Below are 12,455 nucleotides of genomic sequence, written 5' to 3'. Positions count from 1 at the left end.
TATTCATTATTTAGATTTTGTCTTATATAAGAAATGCGTCTGTTTTCCTATCATAGAATTTGGCATCAATTGAATAAATTTATTACGAATCGCAACGATTAAACGGTTTTGAAGTTGTGCTATTTTACCAATTGAACGAGACTTAGTAATTACCTTTTTCGTGTGCTTTACGCGTAAGTTATCATAACGTTGTAAAGCTTCTTCAAAGTTATAAGTAGCTAGACAATTCGCTAACACAACAGCATCTTCCATTGCTTGGCCTGCACCTTGACCCATATTTGGTGTCGTCGCATGTGCTGCATCTCCAAGTAATACAACACGTTGATCAACAAAAGACTTCAATGGTTTGATATCGTAAATATCATGTAACAAAATATCTGTTTCACTTTGTTTATCTAATATTTGTCTCACTTCATTTGGGAAGTGGTTAAAACGTGCTTGTAAATGAGGTTTACCAAATCCTTTAAGCGTTTTATCATCAGCTTTAGCATTTATCGAAATAAACCAATACACTTGATTATTTAATAGTGGTACTATCCCTACTCTTCCTTTAGAGGTCCAGTATTCTTTAGCTACATTATTATCTTCTAAATGCGCCTCCTCAACCAAACCTCTGAAAACAGTATAACCTTGATATTCTGCTTTGCTTTCTGGATACAATGTTTCTCTCGCTATAGAGTGAATGCCATCTGCACCAATACAAAGATCAAATGCCTCTGATTGTTGTTCTTCAAAATGTAACGTCACTTTTAGTGGGCTATTTTCTAACTTATTAATGCGATGATTTAAATAAATATTTGAACTTGGAACATACGATTGAATCGTCTCGATAAGATCTTGTCGTAACATCGTAAGGTTGACTGTTTTATCTTTAAGTTTAACAGCTGACAATATTTTTCCTTTTTCATCACGTACTTGTAACGTATCGATGATTTGCCCAATATTTTTCAATCCTTTTGCGAGGTCATGATTATTTAATTTGTTAATAACATTGCCACCTATTCCAATACCTGCGCCAACTTCTGAAACCTTATTATTTTTTTCGAATACTTTGACCTCATGGCCTTGTTCAATTAGTAGTGCTGCTGCCGTAAGTCCACCTATTCCTGCGCCGACTATCGCAATCTTCATTTAAATTCACTCCAAATCCTACATTTCGTATTTCACTTATCTTTAATAATATAACTTTTCAAACTAAAAAGATAACAAATATGCTAAAAAACACTCTGTTATCTTTTAAAGTTATAAATAATAATCTTTATTCACGTGATCTTTTTTAATACCTAATTGCTTATAATAATGTTTCATAAAATGTGCAATGCGTCGATCCCAATTGATGTCACTCGCATATTGATGTTTGCCAGGTGATTTAGGGTTCCAACGCATCTGATAAAGTGATAATTGGTAATTATCAAAATAATGTTTTCTTACAAACTTTGCACCGCCCATAATAGCCTTTTCAGGTGAGTCCCACTGCTGTTTCTTAGCATAACTACTACCTGTTTTCACTGCATTTTTATCAAAAGCGCCAATACCGTAAAAGTTATAGTATTTTTTCTTGCCATTCTTGAGGCCTTGTGCTAATTGTGATTTACCATTCCCTGTTTCAACTAAAGCATGACTGACAAGATAAATAACATTCACTTCGTATTTATCTTGTGCTTTAAGAAATGTTTTAGCTTTATTTTTTAGAATACCTTTATCTTTTAATATATCATTGAGTTCTGATTCAGAAATAGAAACCTTTTCAGAAACATCCATATGATTTAAATTATCTTCATCACTGTTAACCGTCATGGCTTTTTTCACTTCAGATTTTGAAGCATTAACAAAACGACCGTCTTTTTCTTTAACATTTAAAGTACCTTTACTAACTTGTCGGTTCGCCGCATCTTCAAATGAATGTGTTTGTTGTTTATTAAACAAGTTCGTTTCATTTATAATCAGTAAAACTACAAATGTTAGTATGATGATTGCCAAAAACGTCAGTGTTAATTTGCGCTTTGTGATTTCATTCATATGAATTAAAACCCCTTAACTTGTTTGATTTGTTATTTCGTTAAGACGAGGTATGCAAAGATAATTGCTAACATGACGATGATAAATGAAACATTAATCGCAATCTTCATACCTTTTCTATCTCTAAATAATGTATTGAAAATTGTTAAACTGATTGCTAATGATAATACAAACATTGTGATGGCCATCGGGATGTTCATCATTACCAAGAAAATAATACCGATAACGAGAAAAACATTAGAAATGATTGCCATTATTTTTATCATGTTCGGGTTAATAGCGTTTCCTCTCCTTACTGCTTTGAAAATATGTTACTTATCATTGAAATTGTATCATATTTCTAAATAATGCAATATATCATTTCTAAATTAAAGAAAACCTACCAGACGCTTTATTAAAAATAATAATCGATGTACCTAAACAAAGAAGAGCAAGACGGAAATCTAGAAAGATTTCATCATCTTGCTCTTTTAAGTATTTAGTATTCAATTATCTAGACATGCCTTTTAACATATTCAACATATAAGTTAAACTACGATTCATTTCATCATCTTTAAGGATACGCATCAATCCGGTCATAGAAGTCTTTTGGTTAGGATTTGCTTGATTGGCTACGTGAAGACCTTTGTTTACTTTGTTCAACAGTTCAGATAAATCGTCTACATCTAAATCTCCTAATAAGAATACGAGTGAAGCCATGTTAGAAATTAGTCCTGTATATTGTTCTTTATTTAATTCTACAGAGAACTTATTCGCAATAACGCCTCTACTATTAACTGCACCTGTTAAAGCGTCTAATATTTTTGCGTCATCTAATGTGCTAATTAAGTTAATCGCTTTTAGTATACTATCTTTATTTTCAGCAATTGCATCAGTTACTTCCGCTAAAGATTCTTGCTTAATTTCCGCTTCAGTTTTTTCTTGTTTTTTAATCTTAGTTATTCTTTCAGCCATTATTGATCCACCTGACTTCCTGGGAATACGTAGTCATCACGTTTCCATTTATCTTCAACGCGCACACTATGTTGTGGCATACGTTGTTTATTGACACGGAAGTTTGTCGGGTTCAACGGTGATTTACCTCGACGTGTCTTCACTTCCATGCGACAGCTTGTAGCTTTATATGATGGTGTGTCAGTATCTTTATCTACGTCACTATTCGTTAATTTATTAATCGCACCATGATCACCGTGTACCATAGCGTTGTTATTTAATGGAATGTATATTTCTTTGCCTTTTACACGATCTGTAACAGTAGCAATCAATATCGCTTCACCTGTATCTGAAATGAGTTTAACTTCCGCACCTTCATGAATATCACGTTCTTTTGCTAATTCAGGCGACACCTCAACGAATGGGTGTGGCATCTTATATTCTAAACCAGGAACTTTATACGTCATATTACCTTCGTGGAAATGTTCTAATAAACGACCATTGTTCACATGTAAATCGTATGTTTCGTTGACCTTGTAGAAGTTATCAAACGTTAATGGATAGAATTTTGCTTTTCCATCATCGAAGTTGAACCCTTCAAGATAGAGTAATGGTTCGTCTGTACCATCTTCATGCACAGGCCATTGTAAACTGTTATATCCTTCTAAACGGTCATAATTTACACCTGAATAAAGCGGAGTGACACGAGCGACTTCGTCCATAATTTCGCTAGGATGCGTATAGTTCCAATCATATCCTAGATATTGCGCAACCAATTGAATGATTTCCCAGTCTGGTTTGGAATCACCTTTAGGTTCTAACGCTTTATAAAGTCTTTGAATACGACGTTCAGTGTTCGTAAATGTACCTGTTTTTTCTAATGATGGACTGGCAGGAAGTACAACATCTGCAAATGTAGCAGTGAATGTGAAGAATTCATCTTGTACAACTAAGAATCCTACCTTTTCTAAAGCAGACTGCACAAAGTTAATATTTGAATCAACAATGCCAGTATCTTCACCATATAAATATAATGAGTCAATTTCTCCGTTATGAATACCTTCCATCATCTGATGGTTATCTTTACCAGGTTCTGCTGGTAATTGTTCACCGTACTCCTGTTCAAATTTCGCTCTAACTTCATCATCAGCTACACCTTGGTAACCAGGGAATTTATCTGGCATGCTTCCCATATCACTACATCCTTGAACATTATTATGTCCACGTAATGGATATGCACCTGTACCAGGCTTTCTGTAATTACCAGTAGCTAACAATAAGTTTGAGATAGCTGTTGACGTATCACTACCGATATCTTGTTGTGTGACACCCATCGCCCAACAAATAGAAACTGTCTCTGCTTTAACCATTTGTTGCGCAAAATCTATTAAGTCATCTTTAGCGATACCTGTTGTTTCTTCAGCAAAGTCCATCGTAAACGGAGCTAATGATTCGTAGTAAGCGTCAAAGTCGTTCGCCCATTCTTCTATGAATGCTTGATCATGTAAGTTGTTGTCGATGATATATTTCGTAACCGCTGATAACCAAACAAGGTCTGTACCTGGTTTCGGTTGATAGAAGTTATCAGCACGGTCTGCCATTTCATGCTTACGAATATCAAACACATTTAAAGTGTTATTATATAGTTTATGTCCGCGTTTTATGCGTGATGCAATTACTGGATGTGCTTCTGCAGTATTTGTACCAACAAGTACCACCATATCAGCAATTTCTAAATCATCGATGGATCCTGAGTCCCCACCGTGACCAACAGTTCTAAATAAACCTTTAGTTGCTGGAGCTTGGCAATAACGTGAACAGTTATCTACATTATTAGTACCAATGACTTGACGTGCCAATTTCTGCATTAAATATGATTCTTCATTTGTTGCTTTTGAAGAAGAAATAAAGGCTAAACCGTCAGAACCAAGCTTCGATTTCACTTCTTTAAAGTTATCAGCGATGACTTGTAACGCCTCATCCCATTCTACTTCTTCAAATTGGTCACCTTTACGAACAAGTGGTTTTGTTAATCGTTCGTCTGAGTCAATGTAATCCCATCCGAATTTACCTTTTACACAAGAAGCAATTTTATTAGCTGGTGATTCATGTTGTGGCTGAACTTTTAATACCTCTCTGTCTTTTGTCCAAACATCGAATGAGCAACCTACACCACAGTATGTACATACCGTTTTTGTTTTTTCAATTCGTTCTTCACGCATAGATGCTTCTGAATCAGAAACTGCAAATAACGGACCGTAACCAGGTTCTGCTTTTTTAGTAAGATCAATCATTGCAGCTAATGATCCTGGCTCTAAGTCTGTCATGTAACCCGCATTTCCTTCCATATTCACTTCCATCATTGCATTACATGGACAAACTGTTGCACATTGCCCACATCCTACACATGATGAATCGTTAATAGAAGTATCATTATCCCAAATGACGCGTGGTTCTTGACGTTCCCAGTCAATTGTTAGTGTCTCATTGACTTGAACGTCTTGACACACTTCCACACAACGTCCACAAAGGATACATTGATTTGGATCATAGCGATAGAAAGGTCCATAATCTTTTTCGTATGGTTTTTCTTTATATTCATATGTTTGGTGCTCAAGACCCCATTGATCCATCGTATTATGAATTTCACAATCTCCATTATTGTAATCACATACTGTGCAATACAACATATGTTTCTCTAAAATTCTGTCCAAAGCTTCTTTTTGGCTAGATTGTACGTTATCAGAAGTAGTATTTACTACCATTGGTCTATCAATCGTTGTACCACAAGCGCGAGTGATTTGTCCGTCAACTTCTACAGTACAAGTGTCACACGTTTGAATTGGGCCTAACGATTCGTTATAACAAATAGATGGCACAAAGGTATTTTGTGATTTAATAAATTCTAATAAATTTGTGCCCGGTTCGACTAAGTAATCTTTACCGTCTAATGACACAATTAAATGCTCTTGCATATGTTCAACCCCTCAGAATTCTATTGTTTATGCCCTTCTTAATTCGATGTCAGCCACATCACTTATAAAAAGCCCCACGCTTTTAAGTCATGTTATTTTTATTGTATAACTAAAATGATTTAATGTTAAGATATTTTACGTTATTCCCCTTTTTCTTTATAGAAAGCATTTGACTACCATTTGATTTTCTTTATTCATCAATAATAAAAAAACCGCCCCAAAAGATTGTTTTAATCTTTTGAGGCGACTTTTCACTAGGATTGATATCCCTGACTTTAGTAATTAATTTATTTTATATTTATGCCTTTATTGGTTTAAATTGTCATTAATCGCTGATTCAATTTGACTCAACGAATCATCACTCGGAACGTAATAGTATAAACCATCATTTTGGATACCACCTTGACCTTCTAATAGTTGTTTATGGACATTTTTATTGGCGTTTTTATAATGGTTACGCACTGTATATAATTCACTTAATTTAAGATCTGTCTTCACGTTTTTTTCAATTTGTTTCGTCAAATCATTGAAATGTGTGATAGAACTTGTGCTTGTCATTTTGTTTGCTAATCCTTGGATTACAAGTTGTTGACGCGCTTGGCGACCAAAGTCACCACCTGCCCCATTCTCTTTACGACTTCGTAAAAATGCCATCGCCTCTTTACCATCCATATGTGACTTTTCACCTTGGGTAAACTGGTAACCTTTATATGAGAATGTCGCGTTACTTGTGACATCGATGCCACCCACTGTATCAATCATTTGTTGCATACCGTCCATGTCAATCGTAGCATAATGATCAATTGGGACATTTAGTAATTTCTCAAGTGATTTAACTGCCATGTCAGGTCCCCCGTATGCATATGCATGATTAATCTTTTCTGTGGAACCTTTACCAACTATTTTAGCTTGCGTGTCTCGTGGAATACTTACCATTTCTGTTGTTTTTTTCTTAGGGTTAATGGATAGCACCATAATTGTATCACTTCTTTGCCCAGCGCCTTGTGCATTACGTTCAGCATTTGAGTCTACTCCAAATAAAGCAATCGTAAATGGATCTCCATCTTTCAAGTTAACCTTCTTATCTCGCAAATTCGATTTATCTCTATCGAGTGGTTGATGTATTGCATCACCTACTGCAAATAGTTTATATCCAATATATATCACTGCAACAATAACTAAGATGAAGACTATACCTAGTAACCATAATATTATTTTTTTCAATTTTATCGGTCTCCATTCTATATTCAATTAAGATAATTATATAGTAATTATAGTGATTGAACATAGTACCTTAGACCTATTATTGTATCGAAGTACAATTACGATTTAGCATATCCTCCGTCTGAATTCATAATCTCTAAAATGTGTTCGTGGCATGCTGTATTACTAATAATAAATGGTCCAGCTGTAGAGAAATCTAATGGTTCATTATTTAACGTAGTCATTTTCAATCCTAATTCTTTCGCAAATAAAAATTGAGCCGCAATGTCCCATGGTTTTGGATTTGTATTGATATGTGCACCAAATTGTCCTTTGATCACTCTAAGTGAATCAAGTCCACACGAACCTATAAATCTAAAGCTAAAAGCTGAATCAAATAATTGATGCAGTGTGGCATCATTCAATACTAATGCATTGAATGAAATAATTGCATCTTCAAGATTTAACTTTTCAGGAGGCGTTAGAGGTTCACTATTAACATATGCTCCGTTATCTTTTACAGCTTTGTATAACTCACCTTTAGGATAATCATAAATATATGACAACATCGGTTCCCCATCGACGAAATAACCTAAAATGATACAGTAGTCATCTTGTTGCTTTACAAGGTTCGTCGTACCATCAATTGGATCCATGACCCACACGTGACCTTCTTTAGGTTGAACGTCAGCGTTTGATTTTTCTTCAGCAAACAATTGATGTTCTGGGAAATGTTCAGCTAAATATTGCTCAAAATTTTGTTGAATTGTTTTGTCTACATTTGTAACTAAATCAAAGCGATTTTTCTTAGTGCTCGTTACCATTTCTTCTATGAGTTTCGGAATGATGTCATCGAGCGTAGCAAACCATTTATTTATTGCATTATCTATATCTTTTAATTGTTCCACTTTCATGTCTACACCTCATTTTTTTATTTTGAGCTTTCTATGTAAATAATCGCCTTCATTCTATCATATGTAATGAAACTTACATATATAGATGTTAGGATTCACTTATAAAAAGTACGTCCCAAAAATAAAATGAACTACAAAAAAACCGACTAGCTTAGCTAGCCGGCAAATAGAAAGGAAAGTAAGTAATAAATATTGAAGATGTTTGATATAAGTAACTTGTACGAATACATGTAAACAAAACTATTTAAAATAGCCTACCCCTTTGTCATCTATTCGTAACCCTCTTGTTACTAACTATATAGTATCACATATTTTCACGTAATGTAAGCGTTTTCTAAAAAATATTTAGAAAAAACTTTCTAAATATCGTCACAAAAGCATTTATGCTATACTAAATGTAATATGTAATCATTCGGGAGGTGACTTTCTGATGAATAAACGAGAGCGACAAAATAAACTCGTACAAGCTATTCAAAAAAATAGACAGATAACCGCTACGGAATTAGCACAAAATATGAAAGTATCCAAACGCACCATTTTAAGAGATATACAAGATTTAGAAGATCAAGGTGTAAAGATATTAGCTAAACATGGTAAACTCGGTGGCTATCAATTACAAGAAACACAAAGTAGCTACTCAATCGAACTCACAGAGAGTCAGTTGTCTGCTTTATTTTTAGTATTAAATGAAAGTCAATCTTACTCGACTTTACCGTACAGAGAAGAAATTCAAGCAATTATAAAAAAATGCCTTAACCTTCAATACACAAAAATGAGGCGCACGTTAAAAAAGTTAGATCGATATATTAAGTTCGACAACCATCACCAACCAGATTTACCTGAAATTTTTTCAGATGTATTAATTTATTGTACGGAGAGAAATGTGATGTCTGTCGAGTACCAACAAGACAATCAAACATATACGGAAAACATTATATTTATAGGATTACTTTGTAAAGACGGTATTTGGAAAGCTGTTATCTTTGAAATTGGTTTAGGTACTACTAATGAAATTCCAATTACTGCTATTCAAGATATCGCTTATTCTTTCGAAAAAACGATAAAAACCCAAGATATTACAATTAGTAACTATCACCAATTTTTAAATCCAACTGAAAGTTAATAAATCAGTTGGATTTAACTACGCAATATTAGAAGAAAGCACTTATCACAAAAGCTACAAAGTTATTCAAAGCATGTATAAACAGACTTGCACCTAGCTTTCTTCCTGATTTTAAATATACTAATACCAATCCAGAGGCTAATATGATGTAACTCCCAAACTCTAATGGAGAGTGAGCTCCTGTTACATGTATCAGAGTAAATAATACTGCTGAAACCACGCCCATTATATAGTAATTAAATATTTTTCCCAATTCTCCAATAATCAAGTGTCTAAATATAAACTCTTCAATCATTGGCGCTGCGATAACTACAAATATAAAAGTAATCGGTAAAAATGTTGGATTATCAAATAAAACTGATAACTTTAATTCATTTTGTGTTTCGTTAAACTGCATTTTTCCCGGCATAAATTGTATCAACGCATTATAACAATACGTTAGAACATACAATCCGATAAACACAATCACTAATAATACGATATGTTGTTTAATATACGATAATTGATATCTAATACAACGCACAAACTCATCAATACGTTCAAAATGTATGAGATAAATACTCAATATCACAATAATATATGACATCAATTGAATAATTGCCCCAAACATCACTTCTTGTTGTTTAGAAATTTCACCTACAAAGTATAAACGGTAGTCCATGCCTAATAACGATAATATGATTAAGCTCACTATTAAAATCGGTATTGTTAAAAAATCATAACCATTTAATTTTTCAAACTTTTGTTTCCATGACGTCAAATTCATTCCCTCTCTCACATATCTCTTTCTAATCAACTTCTATGCATTTGTACAATAATACATTCACAATTATATCGCAATTAACAGTATTTATAATATCTATGATGGATATTGTATTTATAAATGAAAGGAAGAATAGAATGTATCAACTAGAATATCACCAATTAGACCAAAATATTACGCAACTACTCAATCATTTCGAACTTTATAAATTTGCAATTGTTACTGATGATAAAAATAAGCATAAATATCAAACACAAATTCATCAATTCGTCGCTACCGATTTAAACTATTTAGAAAAATCAAACCTCTGTAAACATTCGCTCATACACTATCAATATTTCCAATTTCTAACTGAGCAACACAGCCACCCCATCGTTGAATTCACTGTAGGTAATACTGCAGGTCATATCACTACATTACAAAATCGACTTCACGAAATACGCAAACTATTATCTGTCTTTTTGTAACATTATTTCATTTTATAAAAATTTAAAATAGTAAATTGTAATACTATTTCATATATTGTATAATACATATGAAAACGATTACATTTATGTAGGAGTGATACGAAGTGCATGGTTTTTCAATTTATCTCGGTAAACCGTTCGATAAAGCTTATGCTAAACAAATGGTTGAATTAGGGTACACAACAATTTTCACATCTGTACAAATTCCTGAAGAAGACGAACAAACAAAATATCACTATTTTACAGAACTACTAGAAGAACTAGCCACTTATCAAGTGACGTATATGATAGATATCAACCCTGATCTCCTGAATGAACGATTTTTTAATATATTGCAACGTTATAATACTGCGCAATTTATTATACGTATTGATAATAAGACCTCCACGCAATCCATCGATGCAATCACATTACGCGGCTATCAATGCTGTCTTAACGCAAGTATTGTAAGTGAAGAGTTACTATCTGAGCTCAAACAACAACTTCAAGACTTTTCAAAGTTATGTTACTGCCATAATTACTACCCTCGTCCTGATACTGGTCTAGCGGAAACGTTTGTTCAACAACAAAATGAACGCATCTTGCATCACAATACTCAAGCTGACATCTATGCATTTGTTACAGGTTCTGAATATAGAGGACCACTTTATAAAGGATTACCTACATTGGAATCGACTCGAAAGATTCATCCTATCGCAGCAGCACAACGTTTAAAAGATACGAATGTGGAACATATTTTAGTTGGTGATCCGTACCTTACACCTGAATTAGCGGAACAATTAATGCAATATTTACAAAACAGACACTTTACCATCTCTATTCAACTCACAGATGACCAAGTAGCGTATATTGTAGAACAACCTCATTCAGTAAGACCTGATAACCCACAACATGTTATACGGTCTCAAGAATCTCGTCACTATTGCAATAGTGAGATACAACCTAAATCAAATCAAACAAGAGCAAGAGGCGCAATCACAGTAGATAATCACCTCAATGGTCGTTACCAAGGTGAATTACAGATTATAAAACAAACTCTACCTGCGCATCCAAATATCAATGTTATTGGTCATGTAATACAACGAGATGTTGCTTTGATTGATATATTAAGCCCTTCAGATACATTCGATTTTAAAGTTAAAAAGGAAGAGATTAAGGAGTAAACAAATGAAACATTTAACAACAGAAACAAGAAATGAAGCTACCATGCATTTAGATGAAATGTCTATTCAACAAGCTTTGAAAACAATGAATCAAGAAGATCAACGTGTCTCACAAGCTATCAACACTGCATTACCACAAATTGCAAAGGTTATTGAAGTAACTACAACACAATTTAAGAATGGAGGGCGCATCATATATATAGGTGCTGGAACGAGTGGGCGTTTAGGCGTACTCGATGCCGCAGAATGTGTACCTACTTTCAATACAGACCCTGGTGATGTTATTGGTATTATCGCTGGAGGTTCACGTGCTATGACAGAAGCCGTCGAAGGTGCCGAAGATGATGAAATGCTTGCTCAAACAAACTTAAAAGAAATTGAACTGAATAATAAAGATGTCGTCATAGGTATTTCCGCAAGCGGTCGCACACCTTTCGTTAAAGGTGGTTTATATTATGCAAAACATTTAGGCGCACATACTGTTTCAATAGCTTGTAATACCAACACTGAAATTAGTGAAAGCGCTGAATTTCCTATCGAAGTTGCTGTAGGACCAGAAGTATTAACAGGTTCAACACGATTAAAAGCAGGTACTGCACAGAAGTTAATACTCAATATGATTTCAACACTAACAATGGTAGGAGTAGGTAAAGTTTATGACAATCTAATGATTGATGTTAAAGCCACAAATCAAAAGCTTGTCGACCGATCAATTAGAATTATCCAAGATATTTGTGATATTACCTACGAGCAAGCACAGAAGTTATATGAAACTGCCCGCTCAGACGTCAAAGTAGCAGTTGTCATGCATTTATGTGATATCAATCGAGAAGCTGCTCAAGAAAGATTAAAACGTAACAACAATATCGTTAAACAAGCAATTAAAGATCAATAA

12 protein-coding genes are annotated in these 12,455 nt (G+C 34.0%); 4 read left to right on the top strand and 8 right to left on the bottom strand.

Going from position 1 to position 12,455, the window contains the following annotated elements; all coding sequences use genetic code 11:
* Positions 1-6: 6 nt before the first annotated feature.
* From NGI30_RS01665 to NGI30_RS01635, 7 genes are all read right to left on the bottom strand, one after another.
* Positions 7-1,131 carry an FAD-dependent monooxygenase gene (locus tag NGI30_RS01665; RefSeq protein WP_251517867.1) on the bottom strand — a complete coding sequence of 375 codons (1,125 nt, stop codon included), beginning with the start codon at positions 1,129-1,131 and terminating at the stop codon, positions 7-9.
* Between the two features lie 111 nt (positions 1,132-1,242).
* Positions 1,243-2,019 (bottom strand): N-acetylglucosaminidase, encoded by a 777-nt coding sequence (locus NGI30_RS01660; RefSeq protein WP_251517864.1) that lies wholly within the window; start codon positions 2,017-2,019, stop codon positions 1,243-1,245.
* Between the two features lie 32 nt (positions 2,020-2,051).
* A complete protein-coding gene (locus NGI30_RS01655; RefSeq protein WP_502960377.1) occupies positions 2,052-2,285 on the bottom strand; it encodes a hypothetical protein in 234 nt (77 codons plus the stop codon).
* 223 nt (positions 2,286-2,508) lie between these two features.
* Positions 2,509-2,973 carry a helical membrane plugin domain-containing protein gene (locus tag NGI30_RS01650; RefSeq protein ID WP_251517857.1) on the bottom strand — a complete coding sequence of 155 codons (465 nt, stop codon included), beginning with the start codon at positions 2,971-2,973 and terminating at the stop codon, positions 2,509-2,511.
* Positions 2,973-5,927, bottom strand: a complete 2,955-nt coding sequence (gene fdhF, locus NGI30_RS01645) for a formate dehydrogenase subunit alpha (protein WP_251942546.1) — start codon at positions 5,925-5,927, stop codon at positions 2,973-2,975. Before fdhF ends, NGI30_RS01650 begins: the two co-directional genes overlap by 1 nt.
* A gap of 306 nt (positions 5,928-6,233) precedes the next feature.
* Positions 6,234-7,151, bottom strand: coding sequence for an LCP family glycopolymer transferase (locus tag NGI30_RS01640; RefSeq protein ID WP_251942544.1), 918 nt, complete (start codon positions 7,149-7,151; stop codon positions 6,234-6,236).
* A gap of 98 nt (positions 7,152-7,249) precedes the next feature.
* On the bottom strand, positions 7,250-8,044 hold the full coding sequence (locus NGI30_RS01635) for an inositol monophosphatase family protein (protein ID WP_251942542.1): 795 nt from the start codon (positions 8,042-8,044) through the stop codon (positions 7,250-7,252).
* Between the two features lie 430 nt (positions 8,045-8,474).
* Here NGI30_RS01635 and NGI30_RS01630 point away from each other — a divergent pair, with 430 nt between their 5' ends.
* Entirely contained in the window at positions 8,475-9,167 is a 693-nt protein-coding gene (locus NGI30_RS01630; protein ID WP_251942540.1) for a helix-turn-helix transcriptional regulator, read from the top strand.
* Positions 9,168-9,195: 28 nt separating this feature from the next.
* Here NGI30_RS01630 and NGI30_RS01625 read toward each other — a convergent pair whose 3' ends face one another.
* A complete protein-coding gene (locus NGI30_RS01625; protein WP_251942538.1) occupies positions 9,196-9,927 on the bottom strand; it encodes a CPBP family intramembrane glutamic endopeptidase in 732 nt (243 codons plus the stop codon).
* A gap of 140 nt (positions 9,928-10,067) precedes the next feature.
* Between NGI30_RS01625 and NGI30_RS01620 the strand changes: the two genes are divergently transcribed.
* From NGI30_RS01620 to murQ, 3 genes are all read left to right on the top strand, one after another.
* Positions 10,068-10,397 carry a hypothetical protein gene (locus NGI30_RS01620; RefSeq protein WP_251517840.1) on the top strand — a complete coding sequence of 110 codons (330 nt, stop codon included), beginning with the start codon at positions 10,068-10,070 and terminating at the stop codon, positions 10,395-10,397.
* A 104-nt stretch (positions 10,398-10,501) separates the two neighbouring features.
* Entirely contained in the window at positions 10,502-11,560 is a 1,059-nt protein-coding gene (locus NGI30_RS01615) for a MupG family TIM beta-alpha barrel fold protein (RefSeq protein WP_251942535.1), read from the top strand.
* Between the two features lie 4 nt (positions 11,561-11,564).
* Positions 11,565-12,455 carry an N-acetylmuramic acid 6-phosphate etherase gene (gene murQ / locus NGI30_RS01610; protein ID WP_251517833.1) on the top strand — a complete coding sequence of 297 codons (891 nt, stop codon included), beginning with the start codon at positions 11,565-11,567 and terminating at the stop codon, positions 12,453-12,455.

Origin of the sequence: Staphylococcus sp. Marseille-Q5304 (genome assembly GCF_943737015.1) — a bacterium.
In the GTDB taxonomy this organism is placed as follows: domain Bacteria; phylum Bacillota; class Bacilli; order Staphylococcales; family Staphylococcaceae; genus Staphylococcus; species Staphylococcus hsinchuensis.
The sequence above is the reverse complement of the archived record's forward strand: the minus strand, read 5'-3'. Positions and strand labels throughout refer to the sequence as shown.